At 62.3% G+C, this 22,957-nt stretch carries 19 protein-coding genes and 1 tRNA gene; 19 read left to right on the forward strand and 1 reads right to left on the reverse strand.

Annotated features, from left to right (window positions below; translation table 11 throughout):
* The first annotated feature begins 86 nt into the window (after window positions 1-86).
* From yghX to GL284_RS02500, 5 genes are all read left to right on the forward strand, one after another.
* The gene (yghX, locus tag GL284_RS02480) at window positions 87-977 is read left to right on the forward strand and encodes a YghX family hydrolase (RefSeq protein WP_341870303.1); all 891 of its coding nucleotides are present in this window, start codon (window positions 87-89) and stop codon (window positions 975-977) included.
* Between the two features lie 56 nt (window positions 978-1,033).
* Window positions 1,034-1,441: a GFA family protein gene (locus tag GL284_RS02485; protein WP_155043077.1), complete on the forward strand. Its 408-nt coding sequence runs from the start codon at window positions 1,034-1,036 to the stop codon at window positions 1,439-1,441.
* Between the two features lie 114 nt (window positions 1,442-1,555).
* The gene (locus GL284_RS02490) at window positions 1,556-2,209 is read left to right on the forward strand and encodes a CatB-related O-acetyltransferase (RefSeq protein WP_155043078.1); all 654 of its coding nucleotides are present in this window, start codon (window positions 1,556-1,558) and stop codon (window positions 2,207-2,209) included.
* Window positions 2,210-2,235: 26 nt separating this feature from the next.
* A complete protein-coding gene (locus tag GL284_RS02495; RefSeq protein ID WP_155043079.1) occupies window positions 2,236-4,080 on the forward strand; it encodes an ABC transporter ATP-binding protein in 1,845 nt (614 codons plus the stop codon).
* Between the two features lie 58 nt (window positions 4,081-4,138).
* Window positions 4,139-4,214: transfer RNA gene (locus GL284_RS02500), tRNA-Trp, on the forward strand.
* Window positions 4,215-4,264: 50 nt separating this feature from the next.
* On the opposite strand, the gene GL284_RS02505 is transcribed toward GL284_RS02500, so the two are convergent.
* Window positions 4,265-4,630 (reverse strand): hypothetical protein, encoded by a 366-nt coding sequence (locus GL284_RS02505; protein WP_341870304.1) that lies wholly within the window; start codon window positions 4,628-4,630, stop codon window positions 4,265-4,267.
* A gap of 131 nt (window positions 4,631-4,761) precedes the next feature.
* Here GL284_RS02505 and GL284_RS02510 point away from each other — a divergent pair, with 131 nt between their 5' ends.
* The 14 genes from GL284_RS02510 to fusA all read left to right on the forward strand — a co-directional run bounded on the left by GL284_RS02510 (window position 4,762) and on the right by fusA (window position 22,928).
* A complete protein-coding gene (locus tag GL284_RS02510; RefSeq protein ID WP_155043080.1) occupies window positions 4,762-5,634 on the forward strand; it encodes a hypothetical protein in 873 nt (290 codons plus the stop codon).
* 78 nt (window positions 5,635-5,712) lie between these two features.
* The gene (gene secE, locus GL284_RS02515) at window positions 5,713-5,904 is read left to right on the forward strand and encodes a preprotein translocase subunit SecE (RefSeq protein WP_155043081.1); all 192 of its coding nucleotides are present in this window, start codon (window positions 5,713-5,715) and stop codon (window positions 5,902-5,904) included.
* Between the two features lie 189 nt (window positions 5,905-6,093).
* Window positions 6,094-6,633: a transcription termination/antitermination protein NusG gene (gene nusG, locus GL284_RS02520; RefSeq protein WP_155043082.1), complete on the forward strand. Its 540-nt coding sequence runs from the start codon at window positions 6,094-6,096 to the stop codon at window positions 6,631-6,633.
* An 84-nt stretch (window positions 6,634-6,717) separates the two neighbouring features.
* Window positions 6,718-7,170 carry a 50S ribosomal protein L11 gene (gene rplK, locus GL284_RS02525; RefSeq protein WP_155043083.1) on the forward strand — a complete coding sequence of 151 codons (453 nt, stop codon included), beginning with the start codon at window positions 6,718-6,720 and terminating at the stop codon, window positions 7,168-7,170.
* 3 nt (window positions 7,171-7,173) lie between these two features.
* A complete protein-coding gene (gene rplA / locus GL284_RS02530; protein ID WP_155043084.1) occupies window positions 7,174-7,872 on the forward strand; it encodes a 50S ribosomal protein L1 in 699 nt (232 codons plus the stop codon).
* 235 nt (window positions 7,873-8,107) lie between these two features.
* Window positions 8,108-8,623: a 50S ribosomal protein L10 gene (gene rplJ / locus GL284_RS02535; protein WP_341870305.1), complete on the forward strand. Its 516-nt coding sequence runs from the start codon at window positions 8,108-8,110 to the stop codon at window positions 8,621-8,623.
* Between the two features lie 66 nt (window positions 8,624-8,689).
* Window positions 8,690-9,064 (forward strand): 50S ribosomal protein L7/L12, encoded by a 375-nt coding sequence (rplL, locus tag GL284_RS02540; RefSeq protein ID WP_155043085.1) that lies wholly within the window; start codon window positions 8,690-8,692, stop codon window positions 9,062-9,064.
* A 248-nt stretch (window positions 9,065-9,312) separates the two neighbouring features.
* Complete coding sequence (gene rpoB / locus GL284_RS02545) at window positions 9,313-13,461, forward strand: DNA-directed RNA polymerase subunit beta (protein ID WP_155043086.1); 4,149 nt, start codon at window positions 9,313-9,315, stop codon at window positions 13,459-13,461.
* Between the two features lie 51 nt (window positions 13,462-13,512).
* The gene (rpoC, locus tag GL284_RS02550) at window positions 13,513-17,709 is read left to right on the forward strand and encodes a DNA-directed RNA polymerase subunit beta' (protein WP_155043087.1); all 4,197 of its coding nucleotides are present in this window, start codon (window positions 13,513-13,515) and stop codon (window positions 17,707-17,709) included.
* A 238-nt stretch (window positions 17,710-17,947) separates the two neighbouring features.
* Window positions 17,948-18,838, forward strand: coding sequence for a DMT family transporter (locus tag GL284_RS02555; protein WP_341870306.1), 891 nt, complete (start codon window positions 17,948-17,950; stop codon window positions 18,836-18,838).
* The gene (locus tag GL284_RS02560; RefSeq protein WP_155043089.1) at window positions 18,838-19,686 is read left to right on the forward strand and encodes a putative rhamnosyl transferase; all 849 of its coding nucleotides are present in this window, start codon (window positions 18,838-18,840) and stop codon (window positions 19,684-19,686) included. The genes GL284_RS02555 and GL284_RS02560 overlap by 1 nt, the downstream gene beginning before the upstream one ends.
* 252 nt (window positions 19,687-19,938) lie before the next feature.
* Window positions 19,939-20,310, forward strand: a complete 372-nt coding sequence (gene rpsL, locus GL284_RS02565; RefSeq protein ID WP_010399029.1) for a 30S ribosomal protein S12 — start codon at window positions 19,939-19,941, stop codon at window positions 20,308-20,310.
* A gap of 12 nt (window positions 20,311-20,322) precedes the next feature.
* Window positions 20,323-20,793 (forward strand): 30S ribosomal protein S7, encoded by a 471-nt coding sequence (gene rpsG / locus GL284_RS02570; RefSeq protein ID WP_155043090.1) that lies wholly within the window; start codon window positions 20,323-20,325, stop codon window positions 20,791-20,793.
* An 11-nt stretch (window positions 20,794-20,804) separates the two neighbouring features.
* Window positions 20,805-22,928, forward strand: coding sequence for an elongation factor G (gene fusA, locus GL284_RS02575; RefSeq protein ID WP_155043091.1), 2,124 nt, complete (start codon window positions 20,805-20,807; stop codon window positions 22,926-22,928).
* The last annotated feature ends 29 nt before the right edge of the window (window positions 22,929-22,957 follow it).

Here is a 22,957-nt window from a genome sequence, read left to right on the forward strand (position 1 = left end):
CCGGGCCTGTGGGCCGCGCGGAAAACCCCGCCGCGAATATCTGAAACCGTGTTAGCCTGCACCGTGCAGCAACAGGGGGCAGGCCGGTGAGCGAACGCAAGAAAGCATCGGATTTCGATCCGCGCATCCTTGAGATCTTTGACGGCTATGTGCATGGCCGGATCAGCAAACGCGATTTTCTGGCTCAGGCCGCGCAATTCGCCACGCTGGGCATGACCGCCGCCGCGATCTTCGAGGCGCTGAAGCCGAATTATGCGCTGGCCCAGCAGGTGCCGCCCGACGACCCCGCGATCACGGTCGAGACCGCCAGCTATGACAGTCCCGAAGGGCATGGCCGCATCTCGGGGCTGATGGCGCGGCCTGTGGACGCCACGGGCAAGCTGCCCGCTGTGCTGGTGGTGCATGAGAACCGGGGCCTGAACCCCTATATCGCCGATGTGGTGCGGCGGTTGGGCAAGGCGGGCTATCTGGCCTTTGGCCCGGATGGGCTGAGCTCGCTGGGCGGCTATCCCGGCACGGACGAACAGGGCCGCGAGATGCAGGCAAGTCTGGACCCCGCCAGGCTGATGGAGGATTTCTTCGCGGGCTATGAGTTCCTGCGCGACCATGACCGCAGCACCGGCAAGGTCGGCGCGGTGGGGTTCTGCTATGGCGGGGGCGTGTGCAATGCGCTGGCGGTGGCCTATCCGGATCTGTCGGCCTCGGTCCCGTTCTATGGCCGGCAGCCGCAGGACAGGGACGTGGCGCAGATCCGCGCGCCGCTGCTGATCCATTATGCCGAACATGACGAACGCATCAATGCAGGCTGGCCCGCCTATGAATCCGCGCTGAAACAGAACGGCAAGGACTATCAGGGCTTTATCTATCCCGGCACGCAGCATGGTTTCCACAACGACACCACGCCGCGTTATGACGAAGAGGCGGCGACACTGGCCTGGGCGCGCACGCAGGCGTTTTTCAGCGCCCGGCTGAGCTGACAGCTTCTGTCAGCAGGGGGGTGGCATGATGGCCGGGGATCACAAAGGATAAGATCATGACCTATGACGGAAGCTGTTTTTGCGGCGCGGTGCGGTTTCAGGCCGATGGCGATCTGGCGGATGGCACGATGCGCTGCAATTGCCGCTTCTGCCGCAAGATGCGCTATTGGGAGATGCGTCTGCCCGACCCGGACGGGTTCCGGCTGATGTCCGGTGCCGAGCACGTCGCCCAGACGCCCCGCGCGCAGGACGATGGCATGAACATGCACCACAATTTCTGCGCCCACTGCGGCACGCGGCTGTGGACCGAGGGCGACATTCCCGAAATGGGCGGGCGCTTCGTCATGGTCTGCATCAATGCGCTGGACGTGCCCGAGGCGGATCTGGTCACCGCCCCGATCTTTTATGCCGATGGCGCGCATGACAACTGGCAGAACCCGGCCCGCGAAACGCGGCATCTGTGACTTGATTTTCGCGCCGTTCCATACTAGATTTCCAGCCGCAACCAAGGAGTATCGTGTCATGGACCTGTTTCACATCTGACCCCCTCAGCGGACGGATTTGAAAAGGACGACCCCATGACTGCCAGTTTCCTTGATGCGGCCCAGCCTCATCCCATGCATTTTCCCGATGGCACCCCGAACCGGGGCCTGGTCCATCTGAACCGCGTCATCGACCATCCGAATATCCGGGTGGGCGATTTCACCTATGCCAGCAGTTTCGACCCGGTCGAGGACTGGGCGGCCCGGCTGGCGCCCTATACCTATGCCGGAGCGCCCGAGATGCTGCGGATCGGGCGGTTCTGTCAGATCGCGGATGGGGTGAGGATCATCACCGCCTCGGCCAATCATCCGATGGCGGGGATCAGCACCTATCCGTTCGCGATCTTCGATCACGCGCGGGTGGGCGATTACATCGACCAGATCAGCGGGCTGCCCGACACGGTGATCGGCCATGATGTCTGGATCGGCGATGGCGCACGGGTGCTGCCCGGTGCCCGCATCGGCTGCGGCGTCATCATTGGCGCAGGCGCGGTCGTGGGCGGGCAGGTTCCCGATTACGCCGTCGTCGCGGGCAATCCGGCGCGTGTCATCAGAATGCGCTTTGACGATGCCACCATCGCGCGGCTGTTGCGGCTGGCATGGTGGGACTGGCCGCAGGGGCGCATCGCGCGCGCCACCGCAGCTTTGGCGCAGGGCGACATCGCCGCGCTTGAGGAACTGGCCGCCTGACGCGGCCCGAAGGAACGAGGTTTGCCATGTTTGCATGGTTTGAAAAGCGGCTGGATCCCTATCCCTCCGAGGCGCCCAAGATGCCGCCCGGCGGCTTTGTCAGCTTCATGCTGCATTTCACGCGCGGGGCGTGGGGATACATGCTGTCGATGGCGGCCTGTTCGGCGCTGATCGCCATCTGCGAAGTCATCCTGTTCGGCTATCTGGGATCGCTGGTCGACCGGCTGGCGGGGGCGGACCGCGCCGCCTTCTGGGCGACCGAGGGCACGCGTCTGCTGCTGATGGGGGCGATCCTGATGATCGCGCTGCCCGCCTTGCAGATCGCGTTTTCGCTGCTGATGCATCAGACGCTGATGGGCAATCTGCCGCAGCGCATCCGCTGGCAGGCGCATCGCTATCTGCTGCGCCAGTCGATGAGCTATTTTCAGGACGAATTCGCCGGGCGCATCGCCACCAAGCTGATGCAGACCGCGCTGGCCGTGCGCGAAGTGGCGATGAAGTTCATGGATGTGCTGGTCTATGTCGGCGTCTATTTCATCGGCGCGCTGATCCTTGCCGCCTCGACCGATGGCTGGCTGGCGCTGCCGTTTGTCGGCTGGGGGCTGGGCTATGGGCTGCTGCTGTGGTGGCTGATCCCGCGCATAGGCCGCATCAGCGAGGCGCAGGCCGATGCCCGCGCCGTCATGACCGGCCGCGTCGTCGACAGCTATACCAACATCACCACGGTGAAGCTTTTCTCGCATTCCTCGCGCGAAGAGGCATATGTGCGCGAAAGCATGGACGGGTTTCTGGGCACGGTGCATGGGCAGATGCGTCTGGCCTCGGTCCAGAACATCATGCTGTCCACGCTGAATTCCGGGCTGGTCTTTGCGGTAACGGCCTTGGGCCTGTGGCTGTGGATCGGTGGCCGCGTCGAGGTGGGGGCGGTCGCCATTGCCATTCCGCTGGCGCTGCGGCTGGGCAACATGTCGCATTGGATCATGTGGGAATTCGCCGGGCTGTTTGAAAACATCGGCACGGTGCGCGACGGCATCGGATCGCTGTCGCTGCCGCGCATGGTGGTGGATGCGCCTGCCGCCAAGGCGCTGGCGGTGCCGAAAGGCGCGGTTGAGTTCCAGAATGTCACCTTCCGCTATGGCGAGAGCCCCGAGGGTCGGCCCACCGCCGTGCTGGACGATCTGAGCCTGTCGATTGCGCCGGGCGAACGCATCGGACTGGTCGGCCGGTCAGGCGCGGGGAAGTCCACGCTGGTCAATCTGATGCTGCGGTTTCACGATCTGGAATCGGGGCGCATCCTGATCGACGGGCAGGACATATCCGGGGTGACGCAGGAAAGCCTGCGCGCGGCCATCGGGGTTGTGACGCAGGACACCTCGCTGCTGCATAGGTCCATTCGCGATAACATCGCCTATGGGCGACCCGATGCGGGCGATGCGCTGATCCAGCAGGCCGCCGAACTGGCCGAGGCGGGGCAGTTCATTCCCGGCCTGTCCGATTCGTCGGGGCGGCGCGGTTATCAGGCGCATGTCGGCGAACGCGGGGTCAAGCTTTCAGGCGGGCAGCGTCAGCGCATCGCGATTGCGCGGGTGCTGCTGAAGGACGCGCCGATCCTTGTGCTGGACGAGGCCACAAGCGCCCTGGACAGCGAGGTCGAGGCGGCGATTCAAAGCCAACTGGAAATGCTGATGCAGGGCAAGACGGTGATCGCCATTGCGCATCGGCTGTCGACGATTGCCCGGATGGACCGGCTGGTCGTGATGGAACAGGGCCGCATCGTCGAACAGGGCAGTCACGAGGCGCTGCTGGCGCAAGGCGGCATCTATGCCGGCCTGTGGGCACGGCAGTCAGGCGGCTTTCTGGAAAGCGTCTAGGGCCTGCGCGTTTCCTCTTGAACATGCGCCCCGGCTCGCGTAATCAGCGACACGGCTTAGGAGTTTAGCTCAGTTGGTAGAGCATCGGTCTCCAAAACCGAGGGTCGTGGGTTCGAGTCCCCCAACTCCTGCCAGCCGTTTCGACGAAAGCCCGAAGCATCGCTTCGGGCTTTGTCATTTGTCATCATTTGATCTGGATATTGCAGTTCTTCATGTTGCTGGCCTGCTGGATGGCGGTGATTTCGCCTTTCAGACGCGCCACCTCGGCCGCCTGTGCGCCGTCGCCCTTGATGAAGAACAGCGCAGGCCAGAACAGCACCACGCCCACGCCGGTGGCGACCGCATCGTTGCTGGCCTTCTTGTCCTGCGCGTGCGAGGCTTCCTGCGCGCGGTTGACGACGCTTTGCGCCTCGGTCGCCAGTTGCTGGCAGGTCATGCCCTGATAGATCGTCGGCGAGACATAGCTTGCCGCGATCTTGTCGGACTTGTCAGCACAGGCCGCAAGCGACAGAATTACCATACCGGCGAGGAGCGATTTTTTCTTAAGCACGTTGGTTTCCCTTAGGTCAGTTCACAGACAAGCCGACATTGTCCGCAAGGTCTGAAGATCGGCCTAACCCCAGCGCGCAAAATTTGGCATAACGCATAGAATTATAATAAAAATAAGGGACTGAGGCCGCGGTGCTGAACATTCATCTTGGTGCGCACAAGACCGCATCGACGCATCTGCAATATTCCTTGCGGCTGGTGCGCGACGAATTGCGCGGACATGGGCTGGCCTTCATCGACCCCTCGTTGCTGCGGTCCGAGCCGGTGCGGCTGAGCAATGTCCTGTCGCATGAACCGGGCAGCACGACCGAGGCGGCCTGTATGCAGGAGCTGGACCGGATGCGCGGCGATTGCCCGGATCTGCTGCTGTCCGAAGAGAATATTCTGGGCGGCACGCATCGCCAGAACATGTTTTCGCGCAAGGGGCAGATCTATCCCGATGCCGCGCCGCGTCTGGCCCGCGTTATCGACTTGTTGGGGGGCGGCCCTGCCACGGTCTTTCTGGCGCTGCGCGATCCGGCAGAATTCCACACCTCGGCCTTTGCGCTGCAACTGAACATGGGCAATGAGATCGAGATGAGGCCCTATCTGGCGGGGCGGGATCCGGCGCGGTCATTCTGGGCAGAGCTGGTGGCGCGGCTGGCGGCATTGGATCAGGTGCAGCATCTGCTGATCTGGCGCTATGAGGATTACGCGGTGCTGCGGCCCCGTCTGCTGGCGCGGCTGCTGCCCGAGGGAACGGCGGAACTGGTGCCAGAGCCGCCGCCCTCGAATGAAAGCCTGACGCAGCAGGGCTATGACTGGTTTCTGCGCCGCGCCATGTCCGACAGCGAAATCGACCTGCGCGTTCTGGTCCGACGCGCGCGCAACCGCTTTCCCCGATCGGCGGGCCATACGCGGCTGCGGCTGCTGGACGAGGCTGTGCACGCGCGATCCGCCAGCGCCTATGCGGCCGATATCGAGGCGATCCGCCTGCTGCCCAAGGTCCAGTTTCTGCTGCCCTGAACCGCATCGGCGGAATCGGCGCTTGAAAAACCGGGCCATGCCGTCTATCTGACGCGCTGCAAGACCAAAGGGAACATCATGGCCAACCCCGTCCAGTTCATTTCGCAGGTGCGCGCCGAGATCGGCAAGATCACCTGGCCCACGCGTCGCGAAGTGATCACGACCACGATCATGGTCTTCATCATGGCGACCCTGGCCTCGATTTTCTTCTTCCTTGTCGATCTGCTGATCAAGACGGGGTTGTCGCAAATCCTTAATCTGGTCGGTTAAAGGTCTTGCAATAGGGGGCAGGTGGCGCTATTTCCGCCCGACCTGCCCATGACGCGGCGTGCAACGATTCGGTCGTGCGCGCCGATTTCAATTTGGCCGGTTGCCCAGAATGCGGGCGTATCGGTGGGCGGAAAGCGAATTCAAGTGCCTGATGCAAGTCGGGCTGAAGGAACAGGGGTCGATCGAAGCATGGCTAAGCGTTGGTATTCGGTCAGCGTCCTGTCGAACTTTGAAAAGAAGGTCGCCGAAGCGATTCGTCAGGCGGTCGTCGAGAAGGGTCTTGAGGAGCAGATCGACGAGGTTCTGGTTCCCACCGAAGAGGTGATCGAGATCCGTCGCGGCAAGAAGGTCACGTCCGAGCGGCGGTTCATGCCCGGCTATGTGCTGGTGCGCATGGAGCTGTCGGACCGGACCTATCACCTGGTGAACTCGATCAATCGGGTGACCGGGTTCCTTGGCGCGCAGGGCAAGCCGATGCCGATGCGCGACGACGAAGTGAATGCCATTCTGAACCGCTCGGGTGAGGGCGGGGCAGAGGTCGCGCCGCGCAACCTGATCCGGTTCGACGTGGGCGAAAAAGTGAATGTGACCGACGGGCCCTTCGAGGGCTTCTCGGGGATGGTCGAAGAGGTCGATGAGGTGTCCAACCGCATCAAGGTTACCGTTTCGATCTTTGGCCGGCCCACGCCGGTCGAACTGGAATTCACGCAGGTTTCCAAAACCGCGTGATCGTTCGCGGGAGGCGGGGCCCAAGGGCCGTGCCGCACCGCTAAGTCGGCCCCATCCGGGGCGTGATGATAAGGAGAGGGCCACATGGCCAAGAAAGTCGTCGGCAGCCTGAAGCTGCAAATCAAGGCGGGTCAAGCAAACCCGTCCCCGCCGGTTGGTCCCGCACTGGGTCAGCGCGGCATCAACATCATGGAATTCTGCAAGGCGTTCAACGCCAAGACGCAGGAAATGGAACCGGGTTCGCCCGTTCCGGTCGTGATCACCTATTACGCCGACAAATCCTTCACGTTCGAGACGAAGACCTCGCCGGCTTCGTTCCTGCTGAAGAAAGCGGCTGGCCTGAAGCCCGTTGGCAAGCGTAACCGCGCCAAGGGTTCGGACAAGCCCGGCCGTGTGGTCGCTGGCACCGTGACCGCGAAACAGGTTCGCGAAATCGCCGAAGCCAAGATGAAAGACCTGTCCGCGAACGACGTGGAAGCCGCGATGCAAATCATCCTCGGCTCGGCCCGTTCGATCGGCATCGAGGTGAAAGGCTAAGTCATGGCAAAAGTTTCCAAGAACAAAGCCGCCGCCCGCGCCGCCTTTGACGGCAAAGCCAACCTGACCGTCGAAGACGCGGTCGCGCTGGTCAAGGCCAACACCAAGGCGAAATTCGACGAAACCGTCGAAATCGCGATGAATCTGGGCGTCGACCCGCGTCACGCCGACCAGATGGTCCGTGGCGTCGTCACCCTGCCGAACGGCACGGGCAAGCACGTCCGCGTCGCCGTTTTCGCCCGTGGCCCCAAGGCTGACGAAGCGAAAGCCGCCGGTGCCGAGATCGTCGGTGCGGAAGACCTGCTGGAGACCATCCAGTCGGGCAAGATCGAATTCGATCGCTGCATCGCCACCCCGGACATGATGCCGCTGGTCGGCCGTCTGGGCAAGATCCTGGGCCCGCGCAACCTGATGCCGAACCCCAAGGTCGGCACGGTGACGATGGACGTGAAATCGGCCGTCGAAGCTGCCAAGGGCGGTGAAGTCCAGTTCAAAGCCGAAAAAGCGGGCGTCGTGCACGCCGGCGTCGGCAAAGCCTCGTTCGATGCGGCGAAGCTGGCTGAAAACATCCGCGCGTTTGTGGATGCGGTCAACCGCGCCAAGCCCTCGGGCGCCAAAGGCACCTATGTGAAGAAAGTCTCGATCAGTTCGACCATGGGTCCGGGCGTGTCGCTGGATGTTTCTTCGGCCGCCGCGCAGTAAGCGGCACCTGTTTCGCCAGAGCAATCTGGCGGATGGCGGGGCAGCGATGCCCCGTCCTGTCCGAGACGGAGGGTGCGGGGAAACCCGCTTAATTTCCTTCCTGAGATGGGATCAAGACCATTTTCCGGAGGCTTGCTTTCGGGGGATCTTGGGACTGTCACGGACCCGTTCCGGTCGCTGTTCGGGCGGCTGGAAAGTTGAGCCGGGGGGAAACCCCCACACTTGGAGTGAAACCGTGGATAGAGCGCAAAAAGAGCAGTTGGTCGATGAACTCGGCCAAATCTTTGAAGCCTCTGGCGTCGTGGTGGTTGCCCACTACGAGGGAATGACGGTTGCCCAGATGCAGGACCTGCGCGCGCAGATGCGCGAAGCTGGTGGGTCCGTTCGCGTTGCCAAGAACAGGCTCGCCAAGATCGCCCTGGAAGGTAAGCCTTGCGCAAGCATCGCCGACTACCTGACGGGTATGACCGTGCTCGCCTTCTCCGAGGATCCTGTGGCTGCTGCCAAGGTCGCGGACAAGTACGCCAAGGGGAACGACAAGTTCGTGATCCTGGGCGGTGCAATGGGTGACACGGCGCTTGATCCTGCCGGTGTGAAAGCCGTCGCACAAATGCCGTCGCGTGAAGAGCTTATCGCTTCGATCGTCGGCTGCATCGGTGCACCTGCTTCCAACATCGCAGGCGCGATCGGCGCACCTGCCAGCAACATCGCGAGCATCCTCACGACTCTGGAAGAGCGTGAGGCCGCTTGAGGCAATCAGATTCCCTCGTGGGGTTGAAACCTCGTCGTTGGAACATTTAATGGAAAGAACGGAAAAATGGCTGATCTGAAAAAACTCGCCGAAGAAATCGTGAACCTGACGCTGCTGGAAGCTCAGGAGCTGAAAACCATCCTGAAAGACGAATACGGCATCGAGCCGGCTGCCGGTGGCGCCGTCATGATGGCTGGCCCGGCTGCTGGTGCAGCTGAAGCCGTCGAAGAGAAAACCGAATTCGACGTCGTTCTGACCGACGCCGGCGCGAACAAGATCAACGTGATCAAAGAAGTTCGCGGCATCACCGGTCTGGGCCTGAAAGAAGCCAAAGACCTGGTCGAAGCTGGCGGCAAGGTCAAAGAAGGCGTGTCGAAAGCCGACGCCGAAGAAATGAAGAAGAAGCTGGAAGCAGCTGGCGCCAAAGTCGAGCTGAAGTAATCCGGTTGGCCGATGCTGGCCGATTGAGCTTCTGAAGAAATGGGCAGGGTCCGAGGTTTCTCGGTCCCTGCCGAACCTGTCTTGAAGGGCGGTTTCGCGGCAAACCTTCCTTCAGGGCATGTTCGGGGTTCGGGAGTTGCGCGGTGGGACGCGCGGCACGAATGGGACCCCACCCCTTATTCGCCGCCTTGTGCCGGTCGGGCCCCCGACGACCGGTTGCAAGCGAAAGACGAAAGGTTAGACCCTCTATGGCGCAAGCTTATGTCGGCCAGAAACGCATCCGGCGTTACTATGGCAATATCCGCGAAGTTCTGGAGATGCCGAACCTGATCGAGGTTCAGAAGTCCTCCTATGACCTGTTCCTGCGCTCGGGCGAGGCAGAGCAGCACCAGGACGGCGAAGGCATCCAGGGCGTGTTCCAGTCGGTGTTCCCGATCAAGGACTTCAACGAGACCGCCACGCTGGAATTCGTGAAATACGAGTTGGAGCGTCCGAAATACGACGTCGACGAATGCCAGGCCCGCGACATGACCTATGCCGCGCCGCTGAAGGTGACGCTGCGTCTGATCGTGTTTGATGTCGATGAGACCACGGGGGCAAAGTCGGTCAAGGACATCAAGGAACAAGACGTCTACATGGGCGACATGCCCCTGATGACGCAGAACGGCACGTTCATCGTGAACGGCACCGAGCGCGTCGTCGTGTCGCAGATGCACCGTTCGCCGGGCGTGTTCTTCGATCACGACCGCGGCAAGACGCATTCCTCGGGCAAACTGCTGTTCGCCTGCCGCATCATCCCCTATCGCGGCAGCTGGCTGGACTTTGAATTCGACGCCAAGGATCTGGTGTTCGCGCGCATCGACCGCCGCCGCAAACTGCCGGTGACGACGCTGCTTTACGCGCTTGGCATGGATCAGGAAGGCATCATGGATGCGTTCTACGATACCGTTGATTACAAGCTGCGGCGCGCAGGCAAGGGCCAGGACGCGGGCTGGATCACCAAGTTCTTCCCCGAGCGTGTGCGCGGCACCCGCCCGACCTATGATCTGGTGAATGCCGAAACCGGCGAAGTCATCACCAAGGCAGGTGAAAAAGTCACCCCGCGTCTGGTCAAGCAACTGGCCGACAAGGGCGACATCAGCCTGCTGATGCCCTTTGACAAGATCATCGGCCGCTTCGTTGCGAAAGACATCATCAACGAGCAGACTGGCCTGATCTATGCCGAAGCCGGCGATGAGATCACCGTCGAATACGACCGCGATGGCGAAATCTCGGGCGGTCTGCTGAAGGTGCTGCTGGACAACGGCATCGAGGACATCCCGGTTCTGGATATCGACCACGTCAATGTCGGTCCCTATATCCGCAACACCATGGCGGCAGACAAGAACATGAACCGCGAAGGCGCGCTCATGGACATCTACCGCGTGATGCGTCCGGGCGAGCCGCCGACCGTCGAGGCTGCCTCGGCACTGTTCGGCAGCCTGTTTTTCGACAGCGAGCGTTATGACCTGTCCGCCGTTGGCCGGGTCAAGATGAACATGCGTCTGAACCTTGATGCGCCGGACACCCAGCGCACGCTGCGTCATGCCGACATCATCGCCTGTATCCGCGGGCTGGTGGAACTGCGCGACGGCAAGGGCGAGATCGACGACATCGACCACCTCGGCAACCGCCGTGTCCGCTCGGTCGGCGAGCTGATGGAGAACCAGTATCGCATCGGTCTGCTGCGCATGGAGCGCGCGATCCGTGAACGCATGTCCGGCGTCGAGATCGACACCGTGATGCCGCAGGATCTGATCAACGCGAAACCTGCCGCTGCCGCCGTGCGCGAATTCTTCGGCTCGTCGCAGCTGTCGCAGTTCATGGACCAGACCAACCCGCTGTCGGAAGTCACGCACAAGCGTCGTCTGTCGGCACTGGGGCCGGGCGGTCTGACCCGCGAGCGTGCGGGCTTCGAGGTGCGCGACGTTCACCCGACCCATTACGGCCGGATGTGCCCGATCGAGACGCCGGAAGGTCAGAACATCGGTCTGATCAACTCGCTGGCGACCTTTGCCCGCGTCAACAAATATGGCTTCATCGAGACCCCCTATCGCAAGGTCATCGAAGGCGCCGTGACGGATGACGTGGTCTATCTGTCGGCCACCGAGGAAATGCGTCACACCATCGCGCAGGCGAACGCGACGCTGGACGAGGGCGGCAAGTTCGTGGACGAGCTGATCTCGACCCGTCAGGCGGGCGACTTCATGCTGAACCCGGTGGATGCGGTCGATCTGATCGACGTGTCGCCGAAACAGCTGGTCTCGGTCGCTGCGGCCCTGATCCCGTTCCTTGAAAACGACGACGCCAACCGCGCTCTGATGGGTGCGAACATGCAACGTCAGGCCGTGCCGCTGCTGCGCGCCGAAGCTCCGTTCGTGGGCACCGGCATGGAAGCGACGGTTGCGCGCGATTCCGGGGCCGCCATCATGGCGCGTCGCGGCGGCATCATCGACCAGGTCGACGCGCAGCGGATCGTGATCCGGGCAACCGAGGATCTGGAGGGCGGCGACGCTGGCGTTGACATCTATCGTCTGCGCAAGTTCAAGCGCTCGAACCAGTCCTCGACCATCAACCAGCGTCCGCTGGTGAAGGTGGGCGACCGGGTGGTGCGCGGTCAGGTCGTGGCGGATGGTCCGTCGACCGATCAGGGCGAACTGGCCATCGGCCGGAACGTGGTCGTGGCCTTCATGCCGTGGAATGGCTACAACTACGAGGACTCGATCCTCGTCAGCGAACGCATCCACCGCGACGACGTGTATACCTCGATCCATATCGACGAATACGAAGTCGCGGCCCGCGATACCAAGCTGGGGCCTGAGGAAATCACCCGCGACATCCCGAACGTCGGTGAGGAAGCCCTGCGCAACCTTGACGAGGCGGGCATCGTCTATATCGGTGCCGAAGTGGGCCCGGGCGACATTCTGGTCGGCAAGATCACCCCGAAAGGTGAATCGCCGATGACGCCCGAAGAAAAGCTGCTGCGCGCCATTTTCGGCGAAAAGGCATCTGACGTGCGCGACACCTCGCTGCGTCTGCCGCCGGGGGCTTATGGCACCATCGTCGAAGTGCGCGTCTTCAACCGTCACGGCGTCGACAAGGACGAACGTGCGCTGCAGATCGAGCGTGAGGAAGTCGAACGTCTGGCCCGCGACCGGGACGACGAGCTGGCGATCCTCGAGCGCAACATCTATGCGCGTCTGAAATCGCTGATCACCGGCAAGGAAGTCGTCAAGGGGCCGAAAGGCATCAAGGCGGGCGTGTCCGTCGATGACGATCTGCTGAGCCAGCTGTCGCGTGGCCAGTGGTGGCAGCTTGCCGTGGCCGAGGAAGACACCGCCAAGGAAGTCGAGGCGCTGAACCAGCAATTCGACAGCCTGAAGCGCGCGCTGGACAACCGGTTCGACGACAAGGTCGAAAAGGTCCGTCAGGGCGACGATCTGCCTCCGGGCGTGATGAAGATGGTCAAGGTCTTTGTCGCCGTGAAGCGCAAGCTGCAGGCGGGTGACAAGATGGCCGGTCGTCACGGCAACAAGGGCGTGGTGTCCAAGGTCGTTCCGATCGAGGACATGCCGTTCCTTGCCGATGGCACGCCGGTCGATCTGGTGCTGAACCCGCTGGGCGTGCCCTCGCGCATGAACGTCGGTCAGATTCTGGAAGTCCACATGGGTTGGGCCAGCCGCGGTCTTGGCATCAAGATCGACGAGGCGCTGGACGAATATCGCCGCAATGGCGATATGACGACGGTGCGCGATGCGATGAAGAACGGCTATGGGGACGAAACCTATAGCATGACCTTCGCCGACATGGCCGATGAGGATCTGGTGGAAAGCGCCAAGGCCGTCCGCACGGGCGTCCCGATCGCAACCCCGGTCTTCGATGGTGCGAAAGAGGCCGATATCAACAACGCGCTGAAGCGTGCCGGTTTCAACGAGTCGGGTCAGTCCATCGTCTTCGACGGCCGCACGGGCGAACCCTTCGCGCGTCCGGTCACCGTCGGCGTCAAATACTTCCTGAAGCTGCACCACCTTGTCGACGACAAGATGCACGCGCGTTCGACCGGGCCTTACAGCCTTGTCACGCAGCAGCCGCTGGGCGGTAAGGCGCAGTTCGGTGGTCAGCGTCTGGGTGAGATGGAGGTCTGGGCTCTGGAAGCCTATGGCGCCGCCTATACCCTGCAAGAGATGCTGACGGTCAAGTCGGACGACGTGGCAGGCCGCACCAAGGTCTATGAATCGATCGTCAAGGGCGAAGACAACTTCGAGGCCGGCGTGCCGGAATCGTTCAACGTGCTGGTCAAGGAGGTCCGGGGTCTGGGCCTCAATATGGAACTCCTGGATGCGGAGGATGAGGAGTGAGGGCCTGAGGCCCCCACTTCCCCCCACGCGCCACTCATTTAGGAATTGAAAATGAACCAGGAACTTGCCCACAATCCTTTGAACCCGCTGGCCCAGCCGCGGCAGTTCGACGAGATCAAGATCTCGCTGGCATCGCCCGAGGAAATCCTCGCGTGGTCGTTCGGCGAGGTGAAGAAACCCGAAACCATCAACTACCGCACGTTCAAGCCGGAACGTGACGGTCTGTTCTGCGCGCGGATCTTTGGCCCGATCAAGGATTACGAATGCCTGTGCGGCAAATACAAGCGCATGAAATATCGCGGTCTGGTCTGCGAAAAATGCGGCGTGGAAGTGACCCTGCAAAAGGTCCGCCGCGAGCGCATGGGCCATATCGAACTGGCCGCGCCCGTGGCCCATATCTGGTTCCTCAAGTCGCTGCCGTCGCGCATCGGCCTGATGCTGGACATGACGCTGCGCGATCTGGAACGCATCCTGTACTTTGAAAACTATGTCGTCATCGAACCCGGCCTGACCGACCTGACCTATGGTCAGCTGATGACCGAAGAAGAGTTCATGGACGCGCAGGACCAGTATGGCGCCGACGCCTTCACCGCCAATATTGGCGCTGAGGCGATCCGCGAAATGCTGGCCAATATCGATCTGGCCGCCACCGCCGAACAACTCCGTGAGGAGCTGAAAGAGGCGACGGGCGAACTGAAGCCGAAAAAGATCATCAAGCGCCTGAAGATCGTCGAATCCTTCCTGGAATCGGGCAACCGCCCCGAATGGATGGTGCTGACCGTCATCCCGGTCATTCCGCCGGAACTGCGTCCGCTGGTGCCGCTGGATGGTGGCCGTTTCGCGACCTCGGATCTGAACGACCTGTATCGTCGCGTCATCAACCGCAACAACCGTCTGAAGCGGCTGATCGAACTGCGCGCACCCGACATCATCGTGCGCAACGAAAAGCGGATGCTGCAGGAATCGGTCGATGCGCTGTTTGACAATGGCCGTCGCGGCCGCGTCATCACGGGCAACAACAAGCGCCCGCTGAAATCGCTGTCCGACATGCTGAAAGGCAAGCAGGGTCGTTTCCGTCAGAACCTTCTGGGGAAACGGGTCGACTTCTCGGGCCGTTCGGTCATCGTGACCGGGCCGGAACTGAAGCTGCATCAATGCGGTCTGCCCAAGAAGATGGCCTTGGAGCTGTTCAAGCCGTTCATCTATTCGCGGCTTGAGGCGAAGGGCCTGTCCTCGACCGTCAAGCAGGCGAAAAAGCTGGTCGAGAAAGAGCGTCCCGAGGTCTGGGATATTCTCGATGAGGTGATCCGCGAGCATCCGGTTCTGCTGAACCGTGCGCCGACGCTGCACCGTCTGGGCATTCAGGCGTTCGAGCCGATCCTGATCGAAGGCAAGGCGATCCAGCTGCACCCTCTGGTCTGCTCGGCCTTCAACGCCGACTTCGACGGTGACCAGATGGCCGTGCACGTCCCGCTGAGCCTTGAGGCCCAGCTGGAAGCGCGCGTCCTGATGATGTCGACGAACAACGTGCTGTCGCCCGCCAACGGCGCGCCGATCATCGTTCCGTCGCAGGACATGGTTCTGGGTCTGTATTACACGACCATGGACCGCGAAGGCATGAAGGGCGAGGGCATGGCTTTCGCGAACCTCGAAGAGGTCGAGCACGCTCTGGCCGCCGGCGAGGTGCATCTGCATGCCCGCATCAAGGCCCGCCTGCCGCAGATCGACGAGAACGGCAATGAGGTGATGACCCGCTTCGACACCACGCCGGGCCGGATCCGTCTGGGCGCGCTGCTGCCGAAGAATGCGAAAGCGCCGTTCGAGCTGGTCAACCGCCTGCTGCGGAAGAAAGACATCCAGAACGTCATCGACACCGTCTATCGCTATTGCGGTCAGAAAGAGTCGGTCATCTTCTGCGACCAGATCATGGGTCTGGGCTTCCGCGAGGCGTTCCGCGCCGGCATCTCGTTCGGCAAGGACGACATGGTCGTGCCGCCGACGAAATGGACGCTGGTCGAGGAAACTCAGGATCAGGTGAAGTCCTTCGAGCAGCAATATCTGGACGGTCTGATCACTCAGGGCGAGAAGTACAACAAGGTCGTCGATGCCTGGTCGAAATGTAACGACAAGGTCACCGATGCCATGATGAAAACCATCTCGGCGGTGAAGAAGAACGAGGCCGGTGCCGAAATGGAGCCGAACTCGGTCTATATGATGGCGCACTCGGGCGCCCGGGGTTCGGTCAGCCAGATGAAGCAGCTGGGCGGGATGCGCGGGCTGATGGCCAAGCCGAACGGCGAGATCATCGAGACGCCGATCATCTCGAACTTCAAGGAAGGTCTGACCGTTCTTGAATACTTCAACTCGACCCACGGCGCGCGGAAGGGTCTGTCGGACACGGCACTGAAGACGGCGAACTCGGGTTATCTGACCCGTCGTCTGGTGGACGTGGCGCAGGACTGCATCATCCGCGAACATGACTGCGGCACCGACCGTGCGATCACCGCTTCGGCGGCGGTCAACGACGGTGAAGTCGTCAGCCCGCTGAGCGAGCGTGTTCTGGGCCGTGTCGCGGCCGAGGACGTGCTGGTTCCCGGCGAAGACGTGGTGATCGTGCGCAAGAACGAGATCATCGACGAACGCAAGGCCGATGAGATCGAACAGGCCGGCGTCCAGACCGTCCGCATCCGCTCGGGTCTGACCTGTGAGGCCGAGGACGGCATCTGTGCGCTGTGCTATGGTCGCGATCTTGCACGCGGCACGCTGGTCAATATCGGCGAAGCAGTCGGCATCATCGCCGCCCAGTCGATCGGTGAACCCGGCACGCAGCTGACGATGCGGACCTTCCACATCGGCGGCATCGCGCAGGGTGGCCAGCAGTCGTTCATCGCGGCGGCGCAGGAAGGCACGGTTTCGTATGAAAACGAAAGCACGCTGGAAAACGCCTCGGGCGAGCTGATCGTCATGAACCGCAACATGCAGCTGCACATCAAGGGCGCTGCGGGCGAGGTTCTGGCCAGCCACAAGCTGTTCTACGGCTCGAAACTGTTCGTGCGCGAAGGCGATGCCGTCGCACGCGGTCAGAAGATGTTCGAATGGGACCCCTATACCCTGCCGATCATCGCCGAAAAGGCGGGTGTCGCGAAATATGTCGACCTGATCTCGGGCATCTCTGTCCGCGATGAGACCGACGACGCGACCGGCATGACGCAGAAGATCGTGACGGACTGGCGCTCGGCCCCGAAAGGCAACGAGCTGAAGCCCGAGATCATCATCGTCGATGCCGATGGCGAGCCGGTGCGCAACGATCAGGGCAACCCTGTGACCTATCCGATGTCGGTGGACGCCGTTCTGTCCGTCGAAGAAGGGCAGGAGATCAAGGCCGGTGACGTTGTGGCGCGGATCCCGCGCGAAGGTGCCAAGACCAAGGACATCACCGGGGGTCTGCCCCGCGTGGCGGAACTGTTCGAGGCCCGTCGCCCGAAAGATCACGCGATCATCGCCGAGCTGGATGGCTATGTGCGCTTTGGCAAGGACTACAAGAACAAGCGCCGCATCGCGATCGAGCCTGCCGACGACACGCTGCAAGCCGTCGAATACATGGTGCCGAAAGGCAAGCACATCCCGGTGCAGGAAGGCGACTTCGTGCAGAAGGGTGACTACATCATGGACGGCAACCCGGCGCCGCATGACATCCTGCGCATCATGGGGATCGAGGCTTTGGCCGATTACCTGATCGACGAGGTGCAGGACGTCTACCGGCTGCAGGGCGTGAAGATCAACGACAAGCACATCGAGGTGATCGTTCGCCAGATGCTGCAAAAGATCGAGATCCTCGACAGCGGCGACACCACGCTTCTGAAAGGCGAAAACGTCGATCGCGACGAGTTCGTGGAAGAGAACGCCAAGATCGAAGCCAAGGGCGGCCGTCCGGCCGTGGGCGAGCCGGTGCTTTTGGGCATCACCAAGGCATCGCTGCAGACCCGCAGCTTCATCTCGGCCGCATCGTTCCAGGAAACGACCCGCGTGCTGACCGAAGCCGCCGTTCAGGGCAAGCGCGACAAGCTGGTCGGTCTGAAGGAAAACGTCATCGTGGGCCGTCTGATCCCGGCGGGCACGGGGGGCGCCACCTCGCGCGTCAAGCGCATCGCGACCGACCGCGACAACGAGGTCATCGAGGCGCGCCGCGCCGAGGCCGAAGCCGCTGCGGCTTTGGTTGCGCCGGAAGCCGCGCCCGATCAGGCCTGATCGCCTGCAGATCAAGATTGGAAAGGCCCGGCCATGCGCCGGGCCTTTTCCTTTGCCATGGGCCGGGTTGCATTTTCAGCGCAGCTTGCCGGGCATGTGTCGCGCGGGCGGGGGACGGCTGCAGACAAGGCTGGCTTTCGCGCAGCGGCTTTTCTAGGCATTGGGAAAACTCTGCAGGGTCCGGATGCGCACGCCTTTTCTTTCCCCCTCACGTCGGGGCCGCCCACGGTCCGAGCCGGTGATCCGCGCCGCCGCGGCCACCGACAATATCCGCGGCGCGCTGCTGATGACGCTGAGCGCGGCGGCGCTGATCTGCAATGATGTGGTCGTCAAGGCCGTCACCCAGCACATGCCGCTGTCGCAGGCCGTGGTGATCCGGGGCGGCATCGTCATGGCCCTGATGCTGGCGGTGACGCTGGCCCAGCAGGGGCGGATCCGGCTGAGCGTGCCGCGCCCGGACGCGCCGTGGCTGGTCCTGCGCTGCGTCGCCGAGGTCCTGTCGACGCTGCTTTATCTGGTCGCGCTGCGCCGGATTGAACTGGCCGAGCTGACCGCGATCATGCAGGCGCTGCCCTTGGCCGTCACCTTGGCGGCGGCGCTGATCTTTCACGAACCGCTGGGCTGGCTGCGGCTGACCGCTATCGGCATGGGCTTTCTGGGCGTGCTGATCGTGCTGCGTCCCGGTACGGGCGGCTTTGACGGCTGGGCGGTTGTGGCGCTGGCCTCGATGGCGCTGATCGTGGTGCGCGACATCGCCACGCGGTTCTTTACGGCACAGGTCGGGTCGTCCACCATCGCGTTCTATGCCGCGCTGACGGTCACGCTGTCCGGCGCCGCTTTGGGGCTGGGCGAGGACTGGCACCTGCCATCATGGCGCGACATCGCATTGCTGGCGCTGGCGGCGGTGCTGCTGACCATCGCCTATGTCAGCGCGGTGGCGACGATGCGGGTCGGAGAGATTTCCTTCGTCGCCCCCTTCCGCTACACCTCGCTGATCTGGGCGGTCATCCTGGGGCTGGCGGTGTTCGGCGAATGGCCGGACCTTTGGACCTGGATCGGTTCGGCGCTGGTGGTCGGGGCGGGGCTTTATTCGATCCTGCGGGAACGGCGATTGATGGGACGGATGTGATGCGGGTGCAGATGCTGGGGCTTTGCCGCTTTTCTTATCTGGGCGGGCGCGGCTTTCAGGTGCTGCATGACAGCCTTCAGGACCGCCGCGCCTTTCTTTACGACCCGCAGCGGCTGGCGCGGCGCTGGTTCTGGTTCGAGCATGTGACGCTGCCCGCGCTGCTGGCGCAGACCGATCCCGATTTCACGCTGGTGCTGATGACCGGCCCGGACCTGCCCGAACCCTATCTGTCGCATCTGCGCGAGCTGACCGAGATCGCGCCGCAGTTCAAACTTGCGCTGATCCCGCCGATGGAGGCGCATCTGGAGGCCTGTCTGGCCGCGATCCAGCCGCATATCCAGCCGGATGCGGATGTCATCGGGCATTTCCGGCAGGATGACGACGATGCGGTGTCGGTGGACTATATCCACGATGCGCGGCGCGATTTCGCAGCCATGCTGCCCTTGTGGCGCAAGAAGCGCCGCCTGTCCTGCGACTATTCGCGCGGGCTGGTGATGAAGGCCACCGAACGCGGCATCTCGGTCGAGCCGCGGATGATCTATAACGCCGTCGCGGGGCTGACGATCTATCTGCCGCCCGATGCCGGACGCTCGGTGATGCATTACCCGCATTGGAAGCTGGCGCAGTCGATGCCGGGGGTGATGCTGCCGGGAAAATCCATGTATGTGCGGTTCCTGAACCACGACAACGATTCCGGTGCCATCGGTGCGGGCTATGCGCTGGAGGCGGGCGATACCGACTGGCGACAGATGCTGGCCGAGCGCTTCATGATCGATCTGCCGACGCTGCAACAGGCCGCGCGCGACTTTGCCCTGCCGGGGGCGGACAGGCCGCGCTGGGGCGTCTAGCCGGGGCAGGGGCTGTTGACTCAGGGGGCGATTCCCCATATACGCCCGCAGACCCGGGATGACTCTGCCCGGTGCCCAGAACCTCATTGGTCACGATCCGGGCTGGAAACAGCTTCGATCCTCTGGAAAAAGCCCATCCTCCCCGAGAGGGACAGGATGGGTTCTGGCATTTCACGATGGGCGTGAAGTGCTGTCGAGAAGCAGCGCAACCAGCCGGTTGCGAGTATTGACGAAAGCAAGACGGGGAACCGAATGCCGACGATCCAACAGCTGATCCGCAAACCGCGGCAGCCCAAGGTGCAGCGCTCGAAATCGCAGCACCTTCAATCATGCCCGCAAAAGCGCGGCGTGTGCACGCGTGTCTATACCACCACGCCGAAGAAGCCGAACTCGGCTATGCGTAAGGTCGCCAAGGTGCGCCTGACGAATGGCTTCGAGGTCATTTCCTATATCCCGGGCGAAAAGCACAACCTGCAGGAACACAGCGTCGTGCTGATCCGTGGCGGTCGTGTGAAAGACCTTCCGGGTGTCCGTTACCACATCCTGCGCGGTGTGCTGGATACCCAGGGCGTCAAAGACCGTCGTCAACGCCGTTCGAAATACGGCGCGAAGCGTCCGAAGTAAGGAGATCAGGAAATGTCTCGTCGTCACGCCGCTGAAAAGCGCGAAGTCCTGCCCGACGCCAAATTTGGCGATCGCGTGCTGACCAAATTCATGAACAACCTGATGATCGACGGCAAGAAGTCGGTCGCAGAGCGTATCGTTTACTCGGCGCTTGACCGCGTTCAGAGCAAACTGAAGCGCGAGCCGATCGAGGTCTTCCACGAAGCCCTTGATAACGTGAAGCCTTCGGTTGAAGTGCGTTCGCGTCGCGTCGGTGGTGCGACCTATCAGGTTCCGGTCGAGGTCCGTCCGACCCGCCGCGAAGCGCTGGCGATCCGCTGGCTGATCGATGCGTCGAAAAAGCGCAACGAACACACGATGGAAGAACGCCTTGCAGGCGAGCTGGCCGATGCCGTCAACGGCCGCGGCACTGCCGTCAAGAAGCGTGAAGACACCCATAAAATGGCCGACGCCAACAAGGCATTCAGCCACTACCGCTGGTAAGGAAAAGCATCATGGCACGGGAATATCCGCTCCAGCGTTACCGTAACTTCGGGATCATGGCCCATATCGACGCGGGCAAGACCACGACTACGGAACGCATTCTGTACTACACCGGCAAGTCGCACAAAATCGGCGAAGTCCATGACGGCGCCGCCACGATGGACTGGATGGAGCAGGAGCAGGAGCGGGGCATCACCATTACCTCGGCTGCGACGACCACTTTCTGGCAGCGTCAGGAAGATCCGACCACCGAAGGCACCTCGGATACGAAGTATCGCTTCAACATCATCGACACCCCCGGCCACGTCGACTTCACCATCGAAGTCGAACGCTCGCTGGCGGTGCTTGACGGGGCGATCTGCCTTCTTGACGCCAACGCAGGCGTCGAGCCGCAGACCGAGACCGTGTGGCGCCAGGCCGACCGTTACAAGGTTCCGCGGATCGTGTTCGTCAACAAGATGGACAAGATCGGCGCCGACTTCTTCAACTGCGTGAAGATGATCAAGGACCGCACCGGCGGCACCCCGTGCCCGATCGCTCTGCCGATCGGCGCAGAAGACAAGCTGGAAGGCATTGTCGACCTGATCAAGATGGAAGAGTGGGTCTATAAAGGCGAAGACCTTGGCGCAAGCTGGGTCCGTCAACCGATCCGCGAAGAGCTGCAGGATCTGGCCGACGAATGGCGCGCCAACATGATCGAGCTGGCCGTCGAGATGGACGACACGGCCATGGAAGCCTATCTGGAAGGCAACGAGCCCGACGAAGACACCCTGCGCGGTCTGATCCGCAAGGGCTGCCTGTCGATGTCGTTCTTCCCGGTCACCGCTGGCTCGGCGTTCAAGAACAAGGGCGTTCAGCCCCTGCTGAACTCGGTCATCGACTTCCTGCCCTCGCCGCTGGACGTGCCCGCCTATATGGGCTTCGCTCCGGGTGACGAGACCGAAGAGCGCAATATCGAGCGCACCGCCGATGACGCGCAGCCCTTCTCGGGTCTGGCGTTCAAGATCATGAACGACCCCTTCGTGGGCTCGCTGACCTTCACGCGGATCTATTCCGGCGTCCTGAAAAAGGGCGACCAGATGCTGAACGCGACCAAAGGCAAGCGTGAGCGCGTCGGCCGGATGATGATGATGCACTCGATCAACCGCGAGGAAATCGAGGAAGCCTTCGCAGGCGACATCATCGCGCTCGCAGGTCTGAAAGACACCACCACGGGTGACACGGTTTGTGACCCGAACAAGCCGGTGGTTCTGGAAACCATGACCTTCCCCGAGCCGGTGATCGAAATCGCCGTGGAACCCAAGTCGAAGGCCGACCAGGAAAAGATGGGCCTTGCCCTTCAGCGCCTGTCTGCCGAAGACCCGTCCTTCCGCGTCGAGACCGATCTGGAATCGGGTCAGACCATCATGAAGGGCATGGGCGAACTTCACCTCGACATTCTCGTGGATCGCATGAAGCGCGAGTTCAAGGTCGAGGCGAATATCGGTGCGCCGCAGGTGGCCTATCGCGAGACCATCTCGCAGCCGGCAGAAATCGACTACACGCACAAGAAACAGACCGGTGGTACCGGCCAGTTCGCGCGCGTGAAGCTGCAGATCACCCCGACCGAGCCGGGCGAAGGCTATTCGTTCGAATCGAAGATCGTGGGCGGCGCGGTGCCGAAGGAATATATCCCCGGCGTCGAAAAAGGCATCAAGTCCGTCATGGACTCGGGCCCGCTGGCAGGCTTCCCGGTGATCGACTTCAAGGTCGCGCTGACCGATGGCGCGTTCCACGATGTCGACTCCTCGGTGCTGGCCTTTGAAATCGCGGCGCGTGCCGGGATGCGTGAAGGTCTGCGCAAGGCCGGTGCGAAACTGCTGGAACCGATCATGAAGGTCGAAGTCGTGACGCCGGAAGAATATACCGGTTCGATCATCGGCGACCTGACCAGCCGTCGTGGCATGGTCCGTGGTCAGGACAGCCGCGGCAACGCGAACGTCATCGACGCTTTCGTCCCGCTGGCCAACATGTTCGGCTACATCAACAACCTGCGTTCGATGTCGTCGGGCCGTGCCGTGTTCACCATGCTGTTCGACCACTACGAGGCCGTGCCGCAGAACATCTCGGACGAAATCCAGAAGAAATACGCCTGATCGGGATGGCGGGGTTACGGCCCCGCCTT

The sequence above is a fragment of the Paracoccus shanxieyensis genome, assembly GCF_009711265.1.
GTDB classification, from domain to species: domain Bacteria; phylum Pseudomonadota; class Alphaproteobacteria; order Rhodobacterales; family Rhodobacteraceae; genus Paracoccus; species Paracoccus shanxieyensis.